This is a genomic window from Sorangium sp. So ce321 (genome assembly GCF_051530195.1).
Classification (GTDB): domain Bacteria; phylum Myxococcota_A; class Polyangia; order Polyangiales; family Polyangiaceae; genus Sorangium.
The window spans coordinates 5034219-5056711 of record NZ_CP150329.1; the positions used below are offsets into that span (position 1 = coordinate 5034219).

General features: G+C 65.8%; 10 protein-coding genes. 8 read left to right on the plus strand and 2 right to left on the minus strand.

Going from position 1 to position 22493, the window contains the following annotated elements:
* Positions 1–567 precede the first annotated feature (567 nt).
* Positions 568–1503: a hypothetical protein gene (locus WME89_RS19105; RefSeq protein ID WP_438010546.1), complete on the plus strand. Its 936-nt coding sequence runs from the start codon at positions 568–570 to the stop codon at positions 1501–1503.
* 74 nt (positions 1504–1577) lie between these two features.
* On the opposite strand, the gene WME89_RS19110 is transcribed toward WME89_RS19105, so the two are convergent.
* Together WME89_RS19110 and WME89_RS19115 are read right to left on the minus strand one after the other, a co-directional pair.
* Positions 1578–2021, minus strand: coding sequence for a DcrB-related protein (locus tag WME89_RS19110; protein ID WP_438010547.1), 444 nt, complete (start codon positions 2019–2021; stop codon positions 1578–1580).
* A gap of 139 nt (positions 2022–2160) precedes the next feature.
* Positions 2161–4260, minus strand: coding sequence for a type VI secretion system Vgr family protein (locus WME89_RS19115; protein ID WP_438010548.1), 2100 nt, complete (start codon positions 4258–4260; stop codon positions 2161–2163).
* A 555-nt stretch (positions 4261–4815) separates the two neighbouring features.
* Here WME89_RS19115 and WME89_RS19120 point away from each other — a divergent pair.
* The 7 genes from WME89_RS19120 (at position 4816) to WME89_RS19150 (ending at position 22402) form a co-directional block, all read left to right on the plus strand.
* Positions 4816–5667, plus strand: coding sequence for a hypothetical protein (locus tag WME89_RS19120; protein WP_438010549.1), 852 nt, complete (start codon positions 4816–4818; stop codon positions 5665–5667).
* 1168 nt (positions 5668–6835) lie between these two features.
* Positions 6836–11137: a protein kinase domain-containing protein gene (locus WME89_RS19125; RefSeq protein ID WP_438010550.1), complete on the plus strand. Its 4302-nt coding sequence runs from the start codon at positions 6836–6838 to the stop codon at positions 11135–11137.
* A gap of 83 nt (positions 11138–11220) precedes the next feature.
* Complete coding sequence (tnpA, locus tag WME89_RS19130; RefSeq protein WP_438010551.1) at positions 11221–11610, plus strand: IS66 family insertion sequence element accessory protein TnpA; 390 nt, start codon at positions 11221–11223, stop codon at positions 11608–11610.
* A 234-nt stretch (positions 11611–11844) separates the two neighbouring features.
* Entirely contained in the window at positions 11845–15672 is a 3828-nt protein-coding gene (locus WME89_RS19135; protein ID WP_438010552.1) for a helicase-related protein, read from the plus strand.
* Complete coding sequence (locus WME89_RS19140; RefSeq protein ID WP_438010553.1) at positions 15669–16094, plus strand: type II toxin-antitoxin system VapC family toxin; 426 nt, start codon at positions 15669–15671, stop codon at positions 16092–16094. The genes WME89_RS19135 and WME89_RS19140 overlap by 4 nt, the downstream gene beginning before the upstream one ends.
* Positions 16095–16100: 6 nt before the next feature.
* The gene (locus tag WME89_RS19145) at positions 16101–19061 is read left to right on the plus strand and encodes a DUF1156 domain-containing protein (protein ID WP_438010554.1); all 2961 of its coding nucleotides are present in this window, start codon (positions 16101–16103) and stop codon (positions 19059–19061) included.
* 32 nt (positions 19062–19093) lie between these two features.
* Positions 19094–22402 carry a DUF499 domain-containing protein gene (locus WME89_RS19150; RefSeq protein WP_438010555.1) on the plus strand — a complete coding sequence of 1103 codons (3309 nt, stop codon included), beginning with the start codon at positions 19094–19096 and terminating at the stop codon, positions 22400–22402.
* The last annotated feature ends 91 nt before the right edge of the window (positions 22403–22493 follow it).

The following is a 22493-nucleotide window of genomic DNA, read 5'->3' on the forward strand; positions in this document are numbered from 1 at the left end:
GGCTCTCCCTGCCGGGTACCGACAGCACTTGCCGTACTCCCTGCTGGGTACCGGCCAACGACTGCCGCACCCGCGCCGGGTGCCGGCAGAGCTTCTCGCTTTCCTGCCGGCGGCCGGCAGCGCTTGCCTCTCCCCCTGCGGCACCCCGACACCCTCGTCTGCAACGCAACCTTCCTGCTAGATCGAGCGGCCATGCCCCCTGGTTCCGGTGATCGCGGCCCTCATCCAGTCGCACAGGTCGCGCAGACGGAGGAGATCGAGCCGGTGAGCTCCGAGCTACTCTCTCAGGCTCCGGCGCTGCCGTGGGCGACGGCGGACCACGGGCCCGACAGCGCTCCGCGCGCGAGCCGCTCGACGCCAGCGCCGCCGTTCCGCGGGCCTATTGCCCCTGGCACCTCCACGGCACCGATCACAGTCGTGGCGCCGCTGCTTCTGCCGCTCGTGCCCTCGACAGCGACCTCAGCGGTCTGCTTGACCGAACCGCTGCCGCCGTCTCCGCCGTCCTCAACGACGCGCGACACCATCGCTCCGCCCGGGGAGGCGAGCCCGTGGGCCAAACGCGTCACGGTGCCGGCACTCACTGTCGGGCAGCTCGCCGGGTCAGTCGAGCACACGGGCCGCGACGCGACACCGGGCCCGTCCCTCGGCGCGGGGCTCACCATGCCGGGTCAGCGGTCGCCGGCCCCAGTGCAGGCGTCCTCGCCGGCGCGTCCTGCCGAGATCGTCGAGCTTCTCTGGTTCGATGCGAAGGCGCTCCCACGCATCCGCGCCTCGTGGAGCGACTTGATCCTCGATCTCGACTTCGAGGCGCTCGATCCGCGCCTCGACCTGCCACCGAATGACGCGGGCTCCCCCAAGGATCACCACCACCTCTCCGGCGTGCTCACCGATGGCTCACGGATCGATCCGAGCGGCGTGCCGCAGGCCATCCTCGCGTCCATCAGCGAAAAGGGCCGCTTCACGCCGCCGCTCGTGCTCGTGGAGGGCGAGCTCCGGTTCCTCTTCGACGAGATCGAGGCGCTCAAGGCGACCCTCGCCGTGGTCTCTCCGCTTGCAGGCATGGACAGGAGCCTCAAGGAGGCCGTGGACCTGGCCTGTGAGCTCTTGAGGTCGCCGTACCCTGAGGGGGCGACCGGCGCCGCTGCCACCTTGACCGAGCAAATCAAGGAGCGACTCCCGCCGCCAGCCCGTTTGCCGGCCGCCGCACGCATCGAGTCCCAGGCGGAGCGGCTGCTGCTCGAGCAGCGGCGGTATCAGACCCGCACGGTGCTGGGCGATACGTGGATCCGCGCGCTGCTCGGGGCGAGCGGACAGGACGCACTGCCGGTGTACCTGCCGAAGCGCCTCGCCCCGTGGCTGCCCATGCTGCCCAGGCTGCGCGTGCGCCTCGTCGCGGAGGCGCACCTCCGACAGGACCAGGCCGAAAGCAGCCGGTATGCCCTCAAGGCGCTCGCGCTCGGGAGGGTCGCCCCTCTGGACGAGATCCAGGGCGGCAGGCCGTGAGCTGACCCGCGCCTTACCATGGCTCCCTGGATTGCAGCCGCTCCGTGGGCGGTCTCCAGGGAAAGGCGAGAACATCAGCCCTCAGGCGAGCCAGCAACCCTGATGCTCGCAAAGATGCGATCGAATACCGGGGTCAGCCGCGCGGCCTCATCCTTCGGGATCGTCGCCGTGAAGCTCAGCACCACGGGCCGGCGGCCCGCCAGGAACAGGAGCCGCTGCTCAAGCGGCCCGGTGTGGCCACGCCACGCGAACCGAAGCTCCAGCCCCGGTCGGTCGCCGGCCGGGGGATCGTGACGCGCGAGCAACTGGAATCCTTCGAGCCGCTTGGCCAGCTCCAGGAGCTGCCGGTCGGCATACCTGCGGAGATCCTCACCCGCCGCGAGCCTGTCGCGCGTCATCACCACGCTCGCGGCGGCCGCCTGGCCCGGCTCGGGCGGAGCCGCGAAGGCGACAACGGAGCGGTCCTCCCAGTCACGCGGCACGTCGAAGGATACTTCGGAGTTCTCGTAACGCGGCATCGTCTCGGGCTCCACGCTGGCGGTACGCGCTCGCTGAACGACCGGCGCTCACGCTCCAACATCGTGCCCGTCCGGCGTCAAGACGCTGGCTCGGTTAGAACCGCGCTACGCTGCGAGGGAGGGGCAGGCGGGGCGCGCGTCATCCCTGTGTGCCGCCGCTCTCGGCCTTGCCGGCCGGCACGTCGCCGCCAGGACCTCCCGGCTTCCTGGCCTCGCCGATTGTGACCACGGAAGGCGCCTTCGCCCCCGTGCTGTTGATGAACACGTTCGGCGTGCCGTCGATCTGAACCTCTTTGCCGGAGAGCTTGAGCACGCCACCCGCCGAGATCTCGAGGTCACCCTGCGCATCGATGTAGATGCCGGAAGGCGTGATCCGGATCGACGCGACGCCGTTCGTGATGTGAACGTTCCGGTCCTTGGTGATCGTGTAGCCCACGCCGCCGCCGACCGTGACGCTCTGGCTATCGCCGGCATCGATCGCATCCGATGTGCCGACGATCGACGTGCGGCTCTTGCCAATGGTGCTCGTCTGGTCCTCGCCGACCGTGTGGACCTGGCTTTTCCCGATGCTTGTGCTCTGGCTAGCCCCGACGGTCACCGCGTCGCCGCCGGTCACGCTCGCCGATCGGTTCCCGAGCACGGTCGAGCGCTGATCGCGCCGGATCACCTCGGTGTAATCGCGCTGCGCGTGGAGGTGGAGAAGCTCGCGCCCCTTGGCGTCATCGAACGAGAGCTCGTTGTACCCATCCAGGCCGGGGGACGAGGCGGTCTTCCAGCCGCTCTTGGTCTTCTCGGCGGGGAGTGGATAGGGCACGCGCGCCGTGCTGTTGTAGACGCGACCCACGATCACCGGCCGATCGGGATCGCCGTGGCAGAACTCGACCAGGACCTCCTGTCCGACGCGGGGGATGGTCATCATCCCATAAGCGCCGCCAGCCCATCCCTGGCTCACGCGGATCCAGCACGAGCTCGCGTCGTCGAAGCGGCCCTCCCGATCCCACGGGAACTGGACGCGCACGCGGCCGAACTCATCGGTGTGGATCTCGTCGCCCGGAGGACCGACCACGATCGCGCTCTGCACGCCGGCGACGCACGGCTTTGCCGTCAGCCGCGCGGGTCGGTAGGGTTCGCTCGTGAACACGGCGTCGCCGCGCGCTGTCCATTCGCCATCGTGGTCGCCCTCGAAGGTGGACGCCACGACGAGCAACCCCCGGTCGGGCGCGAGGTCTTCGCGTGGATGATGCGTCATCGAGAAGACGGCGCCGGGCGCAAGATCGAGCACGTTCGTGCGGAACCGGATCGACCGCCGGCCGCACCGCTCGCGCTCCAGGCTCCGCGCCGCCAGTGCCTTCGCCTCCGCGAGATCGACGCGCGCGATGCCCCGGTCGTCAGCGACCGGTGTCTCGCCGCCCTTGCCCGGCTCGACGACGAACGCCGCTGGGAGGACAGGAAACTGCTCGTAGCGGAGCTCGTCACTGGCGCCCACCTCGGCGTCCGCGAACAGCCGCACGTCAGGCCGGGTCCGGAAGTCGACGTCGCGGACGGTGACACGACCAGGCCGAACCTCGTGGCGTACGACCACCTCGGTCACGAACTCGCGCCCGGCGGCCTCGTTGGGGTTGTCAGCGTAGGGGATCGGTGGCCCTCGACGAGATCCGTTGTTCTGAGGCGCATCGCTCAGGACGAGCCGGCTGAGCTCGGTTCCCGCGTCCCCGCTCTCCTCGCCGTGCGTGAAGTAGAACGAGATGCCGGCCTCTTCGAGCAAGCGGCTCAGGAAAGCGAAGTCGGTCTCGCCGTACTGGACGCGGTACTCGTACGCCGGGTATTTCGCCCCGAGGAGGACCTCCGGCTGGATCTCCCACTCACCAAGGATCCGAAGAACGATTTCCGGGATCGTGAGGTGCTGAAAAATGCGGCTACTGCTCCGGAGCGTCGTTCGAAACAGCCAGGGCACGATGCGCAGCCGGTAGGTGGAGAGCCCGGTCGGCTCGGCTTTCACCTGCTCCATGTCAGCGCACAGACCGGCCCAGACCCGCGCTGGCGAGAGGGGGTGCGGCGTGCCCGAGTCGACCTTGAAGGCAGCGGGTTTGCCGACGATACCGTCAAGGTCGAGAGCATCACGCTCGGAGGCGGCCAGCACGCAGACCTCGAAGAGCGATGACATCCGCTCCCGGACCGAAAAGCGGCGCACGGAGAGCGACGCTTCGTTCGAGGCGAACGAGAGGGAGAGGTTCGGCATGATCTCGGCGCCAAGGTTAGAGCCCACGGCACAAGCCCGACAAATTGCCGGGATCTGCCGTGCCCGAGCGTCCTGCCGCGGGCGCTGAACTGGGCGTGGCTACGCCCCGAGCTCCGCGAGCGACCGGCAGACGCGGCGGAGCCGGTCGCGCAGCCACCGGTGCGCGGGGTAGGCGTCGAAGCAGGGGTGCCACGCCTGCGAAGGTGACGTCGCGTCGCACGATCCCGACGAGCGCGCGCGTGCAGCGGCCGACGGGCGCCCAGCGCTGAGGAGGCGCTCCGCTCGCTCGGTCGGCGCCGGCCGGCGTGGCCGGGTGGGGGAACGCACCCGGGCCGCTCTTCCGGGTGAGAGCGTGTCGTACGGTCAGGGGAGAGCGCCTCGCGGGGCACCTGGCCCGGAGCGCTCCAGAACCCCTCCGGACCCCTCCGCGGCCCCCCTCGACGGAAGGGTCTATGATCGCGAAATTTTTATGGCTTTGGCTCCCATGGGCCCCCTGTACACGTCATCGTATACAGGAGGCCCAAAACCGGGCCGGCGCGGCCGTACACTCCAGCGATGGGATCGAAGCTCGACAAGCTCCTGCCGCTCGTTTCCGACGCCGCTCCTGGCGTGGTGGCTGGCGTGACCCTGCTCGTGGACACCCTTCGCGACGGTGTCGAAGAGCAGCAGCGCAGGGCCGCGGAGCTCGATCGCCGGGAGGCGGCGCTCCGGAGCAGGGAAGCGGCGCTCCGGAGCAGGGAAGCGGCGCTCCGGAGCGGGGAGGCGGAGCTCGAGCGTGTGCGGCGTCAGATGGCCGAGGAGGCATCGCGCACAGCGGCGCGCGCGGCGCCTGCGACGCGCCGTCGATTCGAGCGCCGCGCCGCAGGCGTCGCGCCGCCTCCCTGCCCGTACCCCATCTGGACCACGGACGACGACGGGCCCAAGCTCATCGTTCCCGAGCGCATCACCTATCACTGGTGCGTGCTCTTCAGCCTCGCGCCGAGCCAGGTGCGGGCGCAGGTGTCACGCCAGCGGCGCAGCCAGTACCGGCGGGTTGCTCGCTTGCCGGTGCAGATGGGAGAGCAGCTCGACGCCGCCGGCGTGCCCTTCTACGCGCTCCGCTTCGTTGCGTATGGTGAAGGACAGATCGAGCAAGAGCGGCGGTGCCTGCTGATGCTCCACGGCGAGCGTCCGCCGCGAGAGCTCCAGCCACACGAGCGCCATTCACGCACACCGGCGATGGGGCCGGAGCTCAAGCGGCTGCGGCGAAACCGGCGCCGCAGACTGCGACGGCGCGCGGGGCTCGATGCGCTCGCCGCTGCCAAGCGTGGTGGAAGAGAGTTCGGCGCGGAGCCCGACAGCGACGCAGCCGCGGAGGTCGAGGCGGGCGTTGGCGAGACCGAGATCGAGATCGAGATCGAGAACTGAGCGGCGCTGACGTCCACGACATCGTCGACGTCTCCGCCGCCGCGCCGACGACGAGGTCCTCAAGCGCGAGTACGTGGCTCGACGTGTGGAGGACGCGCCCGGATGGGTCGTCCGGGTTCATCGCCGACGTGGACGCGACGCCGTCTCCACGACGCCCACATCCTCGTCCTCGATGGCGACGCCTACCGCAACCTTCCGTCGGACCGGCAACGCCGCCAGGGCGAGGCATCGAAGAGATGCAAGACATAAATACGTCGAGCGGACGACAGGATCCGCTTGGTCGACCTCGAGCGCGGATCACCAGGGTCGTGATCGCGTTGTTGGCGGCGCTCGCGATCACAGGATCCGCTTGGCCGACCCAGACGCGATCCATGGTGCCGAGCCATGACAGGCGAGGCCGCGAGGGGCGCGTTCTGGAGTGGCTCTGGGATAGCTTGCCATCGGGCGCTACGTAGAGGCGGACGCATACTCTTCCATAACACTGCGTAGGGCGGATGTAGGCAGGGGTGGACAACCATGTGCTCGTGGGGGCTAGCACACCGTGCACCATGAGGGGGCTTGACAGGGCGAAAGCTCTAGCTTCTCTTACCCTTCTCTTGCTGGAGAAGTGCGTAAGGTGATGATGCCTGCATTCCACATCAACTTCAATCTCGCTAAGATTGAGGATCAGGCCAACAAATGCGGATTCTCAGGGCCGACATGGAAGCAAGACGTACTGGCCGATCTCCTCCACGATGGCAGGCTGCTCGTCGAGAAAGCTAATGATCCGCGCGACCCATCGAAGCGGGTATGGTATTGTATCGGCAAGCGTGCCTCTCTGGCGTGCGTCCCTGACCAGCATATGCTCGACACGCTCTTCTGCATCGGCCTAGTACCCGGTCCGCAGGCAAGAGGTACAAACGCAAGAGGGCGCGGTAAAAGATTCGAAGTTCCAGGGCCTTGGGGTATCCATACTTTTGGACGTCGTTTGCCGCCTCCAATTACGATTGAGGACCATCTTCTCAAATGCGGCAATTTTAATACGTATGCTCTCGAAAAACATGCTGCTGCATCTATAAAGAGAGCCATCTCTCGTGGCCCAGCCCCACGCGAGCAGGAATCTTCCGGAGTGGAGGATCCTGCGAGCCATGCAGCAGCTGCGACTGTCACAACGCCTGCGGCTACCGTCATGCCTGCGACAACGCTCGCGGTGCCTCCCATCGTAGTCGATCTGGAGCGACCTGCTACGCAGCCTGAATCCGTCTCTTTGCTCTCTGTCCCCGAGCTTGCCGAGACTGCCGAACCCGCCTGCTCAGTGCCCGAAGTCGCTGGCTCTGAGCCGCCTGAAGCTGCTTTGACGCACCTCAGCGCTGCGCGCCTCGACATTGCTGTGGCCGCTTCCACAGAGGAATCCATGGATATCGGGACCGCTCGCTCCGAGGGTGACGAGCACACCATCCCGGCACCAACAGCCCTCGAACAGTCGGGTTACACACCCGAAGTGATCGGCGCTTTGAACACCACGACGCCGAGTGAGGTCGCTGCTCACCAGCACGTGTCGACACCGGTTTCCGTGAATCAGCCGGGGCCGGCAGTGGCCATGTTCGCTCCCGACGCTGCGCCGCGAACTTGGGAGGCCGCCGAGCCACAGAGCTTCCAAGGACTTGCAGCCTGGGACGCTCTCGCCATCGCAACGATTGTTCGGGCCGAGCCTGCTCTCGATGGCATCCTCCAGGCGTCAGACCCACATGGCGCTCGTCGCCAACGTATCGCTTGCATAGAGGCCGAGATCGAACGGCTACGCGCTGACCTCGCCGCGGTACCTGACGACAGTCGGATCATCGAAGGCGATGAGCTTCGACGTCGCATTTCCGACCTAGGCGCTCGCGTCTCACCGAATCCGCCCTCCCAGGTACGCGTCCACGGTCCGGTTGCGCTGGAGGAGCTTCTCGCCGCACTAGTTGACGAAGCCGTTCACAACCTGCCATACTGGGCTCTCGAATTCGACATCGATGATAATGCGGGTCGTGCGCACGTTCTCACTGATCCGTCGCTACAGGCTCGTCTCTTAGGGGCGCTGGCATGGGTCCGTCGTCGCTTTGCGGGCGCACCGCCGGATCGTCTGCGGAGCGTATCGATGCCGGACAGTGGTGGACGGATCGAGGACATGCTCGAAGCGGCGTGGACGAACGAGGAGACGCTGAGCGCGGCTGCGGGAACTCTGCCAGCACCGTGCCTTTCGCTCTTGCGAGCTCTGCCCTCGACGCAGATTCCCGAGGTTGTCGAGGCGTTGTATCGGTGGTTCGGTGCGCTTGATCCAATCGCATTTGAAGAACTTGTGACCACGATCGCTGCAGATCCGGCCGAACTGCACAGCCTCTTGGACCTCAGGCGGCTCGATACGATCTCGGCCGATGATCGTGAATTCCTTAAGGACCTTCGGACCATCGAAAAGGCGCGCAAGTTCCTTGATCGAGCACGGATTGCGCTGCCACCTGCACCTGCGCCGACGCTCAATTCGGCCCGCGCGAAAGAGGCGGGAGCGAAGGTTCTTGATTTCGGCCATGTGCTCACGGACGATCGCGGAAAGATCGTTGCAGCAAGCATCGTTGTTCCGCCACCTGATCAACGGTTAGGCGTCGTTCTGCTCGGGGTCCCTCTCCGCATTATTTCGGATGGAGTAATCTTGAGGGAGCTTAGTATCACCGTGACATCACCGGCGCTGACCGCCGTGAGCCGCGACGCGGTGCTGCCGACCAGCGTCCAAATCCGATCGATCCCCAATCCAAATCCGAGCGTCAACACGAAGTTCGAGCTTCAATGGAAGCTTCCGGCGGACGAGGCGCGCTGGCGTCCCATCGAGCCTGGGCGTTTCTCGCGCGAGGAAGTTCTGCCTCTCCCAGTGACGCTTGGGGAGGCGACAAGACTGCGCGATGGTAAAGCCAAAAGAATCTCGCTTACGATCTCTTCGGGAGATGCCAACCCAACCCTGCATCTTGAGAGCTTCTTGACCCAGATGCCAGAACTGACTGTACGAACAGGCGTTGGAACGGCGTCCGCGACTGATCTCGTTCGGGGGCGTCCTCTCGGTGCGCAGGTTCAGCACGAGAAGCTCGAAGGGGTCATCTCGGAAGGACGCCTCTCGTTCATGGTCGTCGCTCCGAGGCGCTTCGGTAAGACGACACTGTTTCTTCACCTCGCCGAGCACGCGCGTGCAAAGGGGCACGAAGTCGTGCAGATCTCCCTCGAAAGAGACCTTTCCCCGGAACAGGGAGTGCAGAAGGTCTGGGATGGGCTCCGTCGGGCTTTCGAGGAACGATTCGATGCCTCTCCCGCGCTGGGAGATTCGCTGCCCAGAACGCTTACGGACGAGATGGCTTGGACCGCTGTTCGTCGTTTCGTTCGCGAGAAGACGCAGCGCTCCTTGGTCGTGCTCATCGATGAGGCACAAGCTCTGGTTCCACGTTACGGCGGGCAACGCTGGGGCAACCAATTCAAGAACTTCATCGAACGTTTTCTGTTTGAACCTTCGGACCGGATGGCCTGCGCCCAGCTAGGGCTATTCGGCACAGTGGATTTGGCAGTACGCATCGGGCAGAACTGCCGCGACTTTCTCCTCATGCATGGCACCGAACAATATGCTTTCGACGAAGCATCGCTGGCGCGGTTCCTCCGCACGGTCGGCCAGGGCGCGATTCTTAGTAGCAAGGCGGCGCGCCTCGAGCTCGCTTCTTGGACGAGCAACCTCCGAACGCTCAACTCCGTATTTGATGGAGTCCGGGCCCGGCTTGTTCAACAACAACAGGTCTTCATGCTCGATGTGGACGTGCATGCTAGCATCGCGGATATCCTGTCCGCGGACGCGCATCGGGCCGAGGAAATATGGACGTACGCTCGTGCAGAGCTCAGCCATCGCGATGAGTGGGAGCCTGTTGATTCCTTCCCTCTCGCGGTGGCGTGGTCCCGACCGGAGCTCAGTCAGATGCCCCAGTCGCAGCGCCTTGAGGATTGCGTTCGCTGGTTGAGCGTGGAGCTCACCGCATCAGGCGCCTCCGGTTGGGTTCCCACGGAGCGCGTCGAGTCGAGCTTGCGTGATTTGAAGGCGCGCGGTGTCCTGCGGGATGACGGCGAATTTTATCGACCTCTTTTGCGCGAGCTGCTTCGCCGCCGCCCGCAGGTGTTACGACAGGACCGCGACAGTCAGATGGCGCTCCTGCGCTTGGCGGTCGACGATGTTGAGTGGCCAGAGCAAGCCGAGCAACGTGATGAGGGGGGCGAAGCCAGGATCTTCATTCAAAGCCGGGGAGATCGAACTCTGGCCTATCGGGCCTGCAAACTCGACGGCGACGAGAATCGTCGAAGGTTCGCCAGGACGTGCGCGGCCATCCGCACACTTCGCGATCGTCGAACCAAGATGCCTGGCGACGATCATCTGCCTCGAGTGATCGAGGCTGGATTTCGGCGGGACGACGCGTCCGAGGGAATTATCGTCTACGAGTGGGTGGAGGGTGAGACCTTCGAGGCTTTGTGGCCGAAATTGCCGGTGCAGGGGAGAGCCCATGTGGTCCGGCAGGTTGCCATGGCCGTGGCAGCGCTCCACGCGCGCGACGTGATTCACTGCGATGTTGCACCCAGGAATATCATCGTCAATGGTCGCCTGGATGCGACGCTGATAGACTTCGGTCTCGCTCGTCGCGCCGACCAATTGACCCACACCCGACTGGCGAGGGATCCTTTCAAAGCACCGGAACAGTGCGAGGACCCTCCTTCAGTCGACAAGGCCAGCGATGTCTACGCGTTGGCTATTTTGTTGAGAGGCCCCGATCCGAAAGTGGAGCTCAAGCCCGCCGGTCTACGTGAACTGGTGGCCAAGATGACCAGCGAGCGGATCGAAGACCGCCCGTCGATCGTTGAAGTCGTGAGGCATCTTGATGAATTGGTGGATTTTGAGCCGATTCTCCATCAAATTCAGACCAAGGTTGAAGACGTCGTGAACGACGCGCCCGAATGGTTATGGGAGGACCTTCTGCACTTTGCAGGAAACGCAACGCTTGTGCACGGAGGATATCTCCCGTGGGGCACTCAGCGGGCCATGGAATCTGCGTTCCTGCTCAATAACCTATTCGTGAGGATTGTTGCCGAAAAGCGCGGCACTGTTGCGTCAAAGTTGGCAGCGTGTGGGGGAGGAGACGAGCTTTCGCTGGCAGCGCTGCGGGGAAAGATTAAGGCCGTTGGCGACCGCTCTCTTCACGAATGGGAGTGTCGTGAGGTGAAGGCCATCGGGTTGATGCGCATTGCCTGGGCACATCCTAAAGACCGGAGTGCTCGCATAACAGAGGCGATGCGCGTGCTCTCGTCCCGCGAGGCAACCTTTCATGCCGACATGCGGCGCGCGGTTGTCAAGGTTGCAGGCATGCTAGACAAACTGACCGACGTTAGTGGATGTCAAGCTATCACGCGGTTTGTCGAGTTCTTCACATGTGACAAGTAGACTTAGATCTCCGTGTCTGCCCGCTCTTGAGTTCGACCGCCTGAGCAGGGTGCGTTCGGGGTAGGCGCCCGGCCAGCGCCATCGTGTTCGTCGGCGCGGTGCTGGCTACCTGTCCCATCGCGACGAAGGAGGAAGCGATGGCGACCAGGGCGGAGTGGGTCGAGCGCGTGGAGCGGTGGGAGCGGAGCGGGCTGAGTGCCGAGAAGTTCGCGGGGCGCGAGGGGTACAAGCCGAAGCATCTGTACTGGTGGCGCTGGAGGCTGCGGGCTGACGCTCCTTCGCAGCGCTTGCCGGTGTCGTCGACGGAGGCGCCTCGCTTCCTGCGGATGCGTTCTGTGACCCCCAAGCCGGTCGACACCTTCAAGCCGCTGGCGCCGTCGTTCGTCGACCCGATGGCGCCGAGGTCCTTCGTGCGCGACAAGTCGATCAGGGCAAGACTAGTCACCTCCACCGCCACGCAGACGAACGGGTGAGCCTCGAAACGGGTGGCTGTCGCGGTCGTAACCGCGGCGAGAGGAACGTCGGTCCGCAGGTGGAGGGTGGCGAGGCAGTAGGCCGCGCCGCATGGGACGCGCGCATCGGCGGCAAGTCCCGCAGACGGCCACAGCAGGCAGGGCAGCCGGCCGCTCTGGGAGGGCTCGTGGAACGGGGACGGTTGCGTCGGCAGCGACGGAAGGCGTAGTGTAGTCCTTCGAGAGAGCCGCGACGTGTCCTCCAGCGAACTTCCTGCCGACTATGGCGAGCGCGTACGACAGCTCAGGTTGCGCCTGGGCCTAAGCCAAGGCCGGCTCGGGGAGCTGCTTGGCGCGACCGCGGGCACGGTGAGCCGCTGGGAGAGCGGCCAGCTCTCGCCGTCGAGTGGGGCGTGGCGCCGCATCGTCGAAGCGGAGGAACTGGGGCTCGCCGCGCTGCTCCGACAGGAACAGGCGCCCCTTGAGGTACGGGAGACAACGGAGCCGTACGGTCAGCCGCGGCGGCTCGACTTCGAGGCGGATCCCGAAGTGGTGCGAACCGTCGCCGAGGCGCATCGTCTCGCTTACGGGCACCTCTTCAACCCGGCGTTCGCCGCCGAGGTGTCGCTCATCGAGCCGCTGCCGCACCAGCGCATCGCGGTGTACCAGCACTTGCTAACGCAGGCGCGCATCCGCTTCCTGCTCGCGGATGATCCGGGCGCCGGCAAGACCATCATGAGCGGCCTGCTCATGCGCGAGATGCTCTCCCGGCGGCTCATACGGCGCGTGCTCGTGGTGCCGCCGGCGGGGTTGGTGACCAACTGGAAGCGCGAGATGCGGTCGCTGTTCCGGCTGCCTTTCGAGATCGTCGCCGGTGCCGACGCGAGGCAGGGGAACCCGTTCCGCGGCGAAGACAGCGATCTGGTTATCGTCAGCGTCGACACGCTCGCCGGGGAGAAGATGTTTGCGCGGCTCGCGGAGGCTGAGGTCGAACCTTACGACATCGTCTTCTTTGACGAGGCGCACAAGTTGTCGGCGAACCGCGGTGCGGACATGACGGTCGAGAAGACCGACCGCTACAAGCTCGCCGAGGCCCTCGCCGGCGTCCCGGCCGGGGATCAACGCTGGAGCCTCGGCTGGAGCGCGCATCACCTGATACTGCTCACCGCGACGCCGCACATGGGGCGCGACTACCCCTACTACGCGCTCTGGCGGCTGCTGGAGCCGGAGATCTTCGGCTCGATGGACGGGTGGAACGCCTTCCCGCGCGAGGCGCGCCGGCGGTACTTCCTCCGCCGGACCAAAGAGGAGATGGTCCGCTACGACGGGAGTCGCATCTACCCGAAGCGCACCTCGGACACGTTTGGGTGCCCGATGTCTCCGGGCGAGAAGGAACTCTACGACCGGACGACCGAATACATCCACGCCCACTACAACACAGCGCGGATCCTCAACCGCTCGGCGGCACGCCTAGCGATGAGCGTCTTCCAGCGGCGGCTCACCAGCTCGACGGCAGCGCTGCTCAAGTCCTTCCAACGCCGGCTCGCCAGGCTCGATAGCTGGATTGAGGACATCCGGTCGGGGCGGCTCACCGAGGCCGATATCCTGGCCGCCCAACGCCGGTTGGACACGCAGATCCCCGAGCCCATCGACCAGAAGACGGCCGACGAGGAGGAGGGGGAGGAGAACGAGAGAATCGAGAACCGCGCGCTCGGCGGCGTCGCCAGGGTCAGCATCAGCGAGCTACAGGCGGAGCGGGCCCATGTGGAGCTGCTGCGCGAGCTCGCCGAGAACGTGAGCAAGGGGGAGGATGCCAAATTCGAGCGGCTCCGCAGCATCCTCCAGGACCCGGAATACGCGGGCGAGAAGATCCTCGTCTTCACCGAGCACAAGGACACGCTCGACTTCATCGTAGACCGGCTCTCCGCTATCGGTTTCGCCGGATCCGTGGCGCAAATCCACGGAGGGATGCCCTACGGCGAGGAGGCAAATCTCGAGCGGCTGACCGAGCGGCAGGACAACGTCGAGTTCTTCCGCATGCCGATCGCCGAGGGCGGGGCGGCAATCATGGTCTGCACCGACGCGGCCGCTGAAGGCATCAACTTGCAGTTCTGCTGGTTGATGGTCAACTACGATATCCCCTGGAACCCGGCGCGGTTGGAGCAGCGCATGGGCCGCATCCACCGGTTCGGGCAGAAGCGGGAGCGGGTGCAGATTATCAATCTCGTCTCGGATCCGGAGAAGACCCGTGAGGGGCGGGTGCTCAAGACCCTGCTCGACAAGCTGGAGAAGATCCGCAAGGAGCTGGGGCAGGACAAGGTCTTCGACGTGGTGGGGCGGCTCCTCGACGGTAAGACGTTGGGCGAGTACATGGCGAAGATCGCCGAGCAGGGCGACGCCGGGCGCGACGACGCCATCGCCGACCTGTCCGGGCGGGTGACCGAGGCGCGGGTGGAAGACCTGCGGCGCGAGGGACGCGAGCGATACGGCGAGGACGGGGAGGTCGAGCGCGAGCTGCCACGCTTACGAGAGCAGATGGAACGCGAGGCGCGGCTCAAGATGATGCCCGGCCACGTGCGGCGTTTCGTGGAAAAGGCGGCACCGATGGAGTGCCTCGGCTTCGAGGGAAGCCTGGACGACGTCTTCTCGCTCCAGCCGCGCGCGCCGCGCGCCCTCGATCCGCTTCTGCCGGTGATGGATACGTACCCGCCTTCAATCCGGAACCACTTTTCCATCCAGAAGCCGAAGGACCCCGAGCGCGCGATCTTCTTCCACCCAGGCGAGCCGGTGTTCGAGCGACTGCGCAACCGTGTCATGTATCACCACGAGCGCGACGCGTTGCGCGGGGCCGTGTTCGTGGACGCACACGCGCGGGAGCCGTATGCTTTTCACCTCGCGCTGGTGACGGTGGCCCGCCGCGCCGATCCGTCGCTCCCGGCGTTGAAGCACCCGGAGCCCGTGGAGAGCCGGTTGGTCGGGCTGCGGCAGAACGGGAAGATCGATCTCACTCCGCTGGAGCACCTGCTGCTCCTCAAGGGCGCGGAAGCCATGCCGATGGCCGCACGCACGTACGCGCGGGAGGTCGAGCGCGGGCTGGATCGAGCGGCTACGGCGGCGCGTGCCTTCGGGGAGTCGCTCGTGGAGGCGCACCGGAAGCGGGTGCGGAAGACTGCGGCCGAGCGCGCCGAGCAGCTCCGTGCGGCATACGACTACCAGGAGACCGAGTTGGCGGCGGCGCGGACGCGGCTCCGGGAGAAGGCGCGCGCCGGCGATGCGCGCGCCCAGCAGGAGCTGGAGAAGGTAAAGGTGCGGCAGGCGCACCTCGAGGCGCGCCTCGACGAGGCGCTCCGCGTGGTGCGGCGCGAGGCCGAGCTGTTCGACGTGACCAGCGTGGAGATGCTGGTGCATGCGCTGGTGGTGCCGACGAGCGCCCCCGAGGACCGGCGGCGTCAGGACGCCGAGGTCGAGCGCGTGGCGATGGAAGTGGTGCGGATCCACGAGGAGGCTGCGGGCGCTCGCGTCGAAGACGTGCACACGCCCGAGTTGGCAAAGAAGGCCGGTCTGCCCGACTTTCCTGGGTTCGACCTCCTGTCTTTGCGTCCGGATGAGGAGCGAGACATCGAGGTCAAGGGGCGGGCTGGCATCGGGACGGTAGAACTGTCCGAGAACGAGTGGGCGCGGGCGGCGACGCTGCGGGATCGGTACTGGCTCTACGTCGTGTTCGACTGCGCCACCGAGCGGCCTCGGCTGTGGTTGGTGCGCGATCCCTTTGCGAAGCTGCTGATGCAGAGCCGCACCTCCACGACGGTGGCGGCGGAGGAGATTCTGCGACACAGCGAGGCTGGGGAGGGAGGCACCATGGCCCAGCCGAGCAAGCCGAAGGGGGAACAAGCGACGCCCGAGCCGGAGGAGAAGGGCAACATCGACAAGCTGCTGGCGCTCATCGCCAAGTGGCAAGCCGAGCCCGGCGACTACGACGAGCGCGCGGCGGCGGTGATCGATCCGCTCATCGCCGAGCGGCGCATCGCGCTGCACAACCTCGACGACTGGGACTGGGAAAGCTGGAAAGAAGACGAAGAATGATCTTGGTCCTCGACACCAACATCCTTGGCAAGCTGGTCCACCCCAACGCGCGGGTGCACGCGCCCGTCCTGCAACGCCTCGCGCAACGTCAGGTCACGGAACCAGGGGTCATCTTTCGGGTGCCTGAGATATCAGACTACGAGCTGCGCCGTGAACTGGTCCTGAACAACTTTCAGCCCACCATCGCGCGACTCGACCAGCTTGGCGCGGAGCTCGGTTATCTCGCCATCACAACAAGGGACATGCGCGAGGCCTGCCGCCTCTGGGCGACGGCGCGGCGTTCGAACCAGCAAACCGCCTCGCAGAAAGAGCTGGACGGCGACGTCATTCTTGCTGCCCAAGCCCTCGGCGTTGGTGGTACAGTCGCAACCACCAACGTGCGCCACCTTTCACGATACGTCGCCGTCGAGGACTGGAGCTAGCGAGGCATGGCCGATCGCCCGCGACTCATCGAGGTCGCGTTCCCGCTGAAGGAGGCTTCGCTCGACTCTGTGCACGAGAAGAACGTGCGCCACGGGCACATCTCCACCCTGCACATCTGGCCGGCGCGGCGGCCGCTGGCGGCTTCGCGAGCGGCGCTGATCGCCACGCTCCTGCCCGACCCGGGCGACGCGGAGAAGCGGCGGGAACTGCTGCGGAAGCTAGGCGGGAAGCTGGTCACCAGCTCCAAGACCGGCAAGGAAGAGACCGAGGGTGGAGTGCTGCACTGGGGCCGGGAGTCGAGCCCCGACATGGACTGGTTCCGGGAGGAGATCCGCAAGGCGTACGGGGGCCGGTCGCCACGTGTGCTGGATCCCTTCTCGGGCGGGGGCGCCATCCCGCTGGAGGCGATGCGGCTCGGCTGTGAGGTGACGGCCGTCGACATCAATCCGGTGGCCTGGTTCATCCTCAAGTGCACGCTGGAGTACCCGCAGAAGCTCGCGGGAAAGAAGCTGCCGCTGCCCAAGTTCGCCATGGAGCTGCCGGCCTTCCGCAAGGCGTGGGAAGACGCGCAGGTCAAGGCGGGGAAGAAGAAGGGGAAGCAGAAGGCCGGCACGATTGACATGTTCGAGCAGGCGCCGGAGGTGGATCTGGCGTGGCACGTCCGCGCCTGGGGGCATTGGGTGCTGGAGGCGGCCAGGCAGGATCTGGAAAAGTACTATCCGGTTGTCGACGAGAAGCCTGCCGTAGCCTACCTGTGGGCGCGCACGGTGAAGTGCAAGGGGTGCGGGGCGGCGATTCCGCTGCTCAAAACGCGTTGGCTCTGCAAGAAGAAAGAAGGTAAGCGCGTCGCGCTGGCGATGAAGCCCAACGCGAACCGAAGCGGAGTGGTGTTCGAAATTTTCTACCCCACCGCCACGCAAGCGAAGGACAAAAAGTTTGCAGTAGGCACAATGTCACGCTCGGGGGCACAGTGCCCGTGCTGTCCGGCCATCATGACGATGGAAGACATCCGGCTTGAATCTCAAGCTGGTCGACTTGGCGCCATAATGACCGGCGTAATCGTTGACGGGCAACAGGGCAAGGAGTACAGGAGCCCCACCGCTGCAGACTTACAAGCCGCAGCCAACGCAAGTTCCAAAGCAGAATTGGCCTTCAAGAACCTCCCATATGGGACGCCAAAAGAGCCCATCAACACCGGCAGCATCCGAAAGGGTGGCGTCTCTGTCACTCGGTGGGGCATTGCCACGTGGGATCAACTCTTCCTGCCTCGCCAACTACATAGTCTCGGTATTATTTCCACGTACACGGCACAGGTAGAAAGGCAACTGAAGAGCCTTAACTATCCGGCCATTTGGCAAGAAGCAGTTTGCGCACTGCTTGCGGCGGTATTTGGTCGTCTCGTCGACTATCTGTCCGGCCTGTGTTTTTGGAACAAGCAGCTTGAGTGCCTGGCGCACACCTTCACGCGATACGCGCTTCCCATGGTATGGGACATCAGCGAAGCGAACCCGTTCTCCGGGTCGACGGGCGACTACTTGGGCGGCCTCGACTGGGTTGCACGCGCCGTAGAGTCCATTTCGTTCCCTGGAAGCGCTAGGATCCTGCACCAGTCCGCAATTCAACCGATCGACAGTCTCAAGTATGACGTCGTAATGACTGACCCGCCATACTACGACGCCATTCCCTATGCGGACCTCGCAGACTTCTTCTACGTCTGGCTGCGCCGAATACTTCCCGACGTCGTTCGACAGCGCGCCTTCGACACGGCGGTGATCCCCAAATGGAACGCTGAGGAACGTGATGGGGAACTCATTGACGATGAGAGCCGCTTCGGGGGCGACCGAAGAGCTTCGCGTTTAGCCTATGAGGACGGTATGTACAGGGCCTTCTCTAGCGCCTTTCGGGCACTTGCACCGGACGGAAGAATGGTCACGGTGTTTGCGAACAAGCAGCCTGAGGCATGGGGCACTCTCGTATCGGCCCTTATTCGTGCAGGTCTCGTAGTTGACTCCAGTTGGCCGATCATGACGGAACAGTCGGGGGGCGTAAGAAACGCCGGCCGTGCCTCCTTAGCTTCTTCCGTCTGGCTGGTCTGCAAGAAACGCCCCGAAGCCGCTCGTCCCGGTTGGGACAACCGCGTTCTGGAGGACATGCGCGAGCGCATCAATACCCGCCTTCGCGACTTCTGGGATGCGGGTATCCGCGGCCCGGACTTCGTTTGGGCAGCGACCGGCCCGGCACTGGAGGCATATAGCAAGCACCCTGTGGTCAAGAAGGCCAACGAGACCGGTCAGGTGATGAGCGTCTCAGAGTTCCTCCGCCATGTACGCCGCTTCGTGGTGGACTTCGTGGTGGGGCGCGTCCTCACCGGCAACGGTAACGCAGAGGCGATGTCATCGCTCGATGACGTCACTACTTACTATCTGCTTCACCGCAACGACTTCGGGCTGAACGAGGCCCCCGCGGGCGCATCCATCCTCTATGCCGTCTCGTGCGGCCTGTCCGACCGCGACCTGTCCGATCGCTTCGACCTCTTGACCCGCACGGGCAGCCGGAGCGCGCCCGTGGAGCAAGAAGAGGATCCGGAGGAGATCGAAGGGGAAGACGAGGAGGAGGAGGGCGAGGCGCCCGAGACCGGCGGAGGCAAGGGCAATAAGGTGAAGCTCAAGGCGTGGGACCAGCGTAAGAGCAAGAACCTGGGCATGGATGTCGAGGGTCGCCCAGCGCCGTTGGTGGATCAGGTACATCGTCTCATGCACTTCTGGCGCGCGGGCGATCAGACCAAAGTCAATGCTTACTTGGACGCGCGGGTCCTGTGGAAGAACGCCCTCTTCCATCAGATCCTCCAGGCTTTCATCGAGCTGTCGCCGGAGGGCAGCGAAGAGCGCAACATCTTGGAGGCCATCAGCAACCACGTTGGCGTGAAGGGCAAGGCGGTCGGGCGGCAGATGCCGCTGCCGGTGTGAACGATGGCAGTAGTACGAGAAGGGAGTCGGCGATGAAGAGCACGCTCTGGACCCCGTGGCACAAGGTCGTGAAGGTACGCGAGGACGTGCGCACCGGCGAGCTGAGCATGGCCGTGTTCGCAGCCGATCTGCACGAGGTCGCCCTCGGCCGCGGGCGTGCGGTCTACAACGATCCCCGCGAGTTCTTTGCCCTGACCTACCCCACCTTCGCACTCCGCGAGCTAGCCCGGGACGTCTGCCTACGCCTCGCTGGCAAGAGCGAGAAGGCCATCCGGCAACTCGAGCTGACGTACGGCGGGGGCAAGACCCACACGCTGATCACCCTCCTCCACCTCGTCCACGACCCTGCGGCCCTGCCCGATCTCCCCGCGGTCCGCGAGTTCACCCACCACGTCGGCTTCACGCCCCCGCGGGCGCGAGTCGCGGTCCTGCCCTTCGACAAACTCGACGTTGAGAAGGGCATGGAGGTCCGCGCGCCCGACGGCGCCGTGCGCTGGCTCAAGCACCCTTGGAGCGTCCTCGCGTGGCAACTCGCCGGCGCCGAGGGCCTCCGGATCCTGCACGCCGACGAGAACGACGAGGAGCGCGACACACCACCTGCCGAGCCGCTGCTCGTCACGGTGCTCGCCCGGCCGCAGAGAGAGGATCTGGCCACGCTCGTGCTCCTCGACGAGGTGTTAATGTTCCTGCGCGTTAAGGTGGAGATGGATCCAGCATGGCGCGGGAAGATGGGGACTTTCTTCCAGTATCTCACCCAAGCTGTCACCAAGGTGGATCGGGCGGCCATCGTGGCCTCGATTCTCGCCACCGACCCGCTCAAGAGCGACACCCTAGGAAAGGAGCTGGCCCAAGAGACGGCCACGATCTTCCGCCGTGAGCGAGAAGAAAGCGTGCAGCCGGTGGGCAAGGACGACGTCGCCGAGGTGCTCCGGCGCCGGTTCTTCACGCCGGAGTCGATCGCCAACCGAGAGGAGTTCCGCTCTCGCGTGGTCGCTGCGCTCAAGGGCGTGGCCGAGCTGGACGAGCAAACCCGCAAAGACTTGAAGCGCGCCGAAGAGCGCTTCGTGCGCAGCTATCCCTTCCATCCTGACCTGACCGAGACGCTGTACACCAAGTGGACGCAGCTCGAGGGGTTCCAGCGCACCCGCGGCGTGCTGCGCACGTTCGCGCTCGCCCTGCGCGACGCGGAGCGTTGGGACGACAGCCCGCTCGTGGCCACCAACATTTTCCTGGGCGAGCCGGGCAAGCCAGGACTCTCCGAGGGGGCGCGAGAGCTGGCCGGCGTCGCCGCCGCAGAGGAGTACGAGGGAAAGAAGCAGGAGTGGAGCGCCATCCTCGAAGGCGAGCTGGCCAAGGCGCGCGAGATTCAGGGCGAGGCGCCCGCGCTCAAGCACCGCGAAGTCGAGCAGACCGTCTTCGCCACCTTCCTGCACTCTCAGCCGCCCACCCAGAAGGCGCTCACGCGCGACCTGCTCGTTCTGGTCGGGCCGACCAAGCCGGACAAGATCGTGCTCGAGAAGGCGCTGCTGGAGTGGACCGAGAAGTCATGGTTCCTCGACGAGGAGGCGGTTGCCGATGCCGACGTGGCCCAGCGCCAGCTCCCCAAGGTGTGGAAGCTCGGCTCCCGGCCCAACCTGCGGCAGATGCACCACGACGCGTGCGCCACGCGGGTACCGCCGGATCTGGTGGAGGAGCTTCTCCTCAAGCAGATCCGCAGCACCAAGAAGCTTACCGAGGGTGTGCAGGCGGCCGGCGCCAAGTTGCACACGCTGCCGCTTAGCCCGAAGGATCTCGACGACGACGGCGAGTTTCGCTTTGCGGTGCTCGGACCGAACGCAGCCTCCACGGTGGGCCAGCCCAGCACCGAGGCGAAGCGCCACATCCTGGAGCACACCGGCCCCGAGAAGCCGCGCGTGAACAAGAACTCGGTGGTGCTGGCGGTGCCCTCGCGCGACGGGCTGGACGTCGCCCGCGAGCGGATTCGCGAGTACCTGGGCTGGGAGGAGGTGCATTCCCAACTCAAGGGACAGGGCCTCGACGCCATCCGCCGCGAGACGCTAGCCGCCAACATCGAGAACAGCAAGAAGAAGATTCCCGAGGCCATCACCCAGGCTTACAGCGTGCTGGTGACGATCTCGGTGAAGGCGGAGGTCCAGGCGTACAAAGTGACGCCGGGCGACGAGCCGCTGTTCGTGCGGATCAAGAAGACGCCCGAGGCGCGCATCGAGGAGACCGCCGTAAACGCCGAGGCGCTGCTGCCCGACGGCCCGTACGACCTCTGGCACGAGGGCGACACCGCGCGGCGGGTCAAGGATCTCGTGGGCGCCTTCGCCGAGATGCCGCGCCTGCCCAAGATGCTGCGCCGGTCCGCCATCCTGGACACGCTCCTCGCCGGCTGTACCAGCGGCCTGTTCGTGCTGCGCCTGATCCGGCCCGATCGGTCGACGAAAACGTTCTGGCGCGAGGCCCCCAGCGACACCGAGCAGAAGGACCCGACCCTGGAGCTCGTGCTGCCAGAAGCCGCCACGCTCGACGAGATCCGCCCCGACCTGCTCGTGCCCGGCGTTCTGCCGGAGCTGTGGTCCGGCGAGACCCTGCGCGTCTGCGACATCGCCGCCTACTTCGGTGGCGGCAAGGCGGTGAAGATCCCTCGCGAAGGCTACGAGGACGTCTTGATCATCCCCGCCGCTGGGCGCGACGCCGTCACCCGTGCAGTGGGCGAGGCCGTGAAGGCGGGTCGGCTCTGGCTCACGGTGGGCGCGGCGAGTCTCCTTGGGGAGCCAGTGCCCGAGGATCTGCTGAGCGACGACGCCGTGCTGCAGGCCCCTCCGCTGCCCATCGGGGCCTCCGACGTGCTGCCCGCGAGCCTCCCTGATGCCTGGTTAGAGGAGCCGACCACCGCGCTGGCCATCCTGCAGGTGCTCTCGACCACGGCCGGAAAGACGTTGCCGTGGTCCATCGTCAAGGCGGCGATCGACGGCGCCATCCGCAGTCGCCTGCTGGAGACGACGTCCGAATCGAACCCGTGGCCCTGCGATGTGGGCGGCGCCGCGCGCGTGAAGGTGCGCCAGCCGGTGAGAAGGCCATCCAACCCTCCCACATGGCCGCCCCCGCCGCCCCCGCCTATGCCCCCGCCGGTCGGGATCCGCGTTGCCGAGGCCGAGCTGAAGCTGAGTGAGGTCCAGAACCTGGCCGACCACGTCGACGAGATTAAGACGGCGGCCGGGCCGGGTTTCAAGCTCGCAGTGCGGATCGAGGTCGGGGGCCCGCCCAACGATGAGGTCGTCGCCAAGGTGAACGCATTGCTGGCCAAGGTGAGCAGCAAGCTCCAACTCCGTTAGCAGCGTGCACGACGCCAGCTTCCTTGGCGAGTGCCCGGCCTTCGATGCGGTGCGCCGTCGGCGCTTCGTAACCCAACCACGAGGGCCGCGT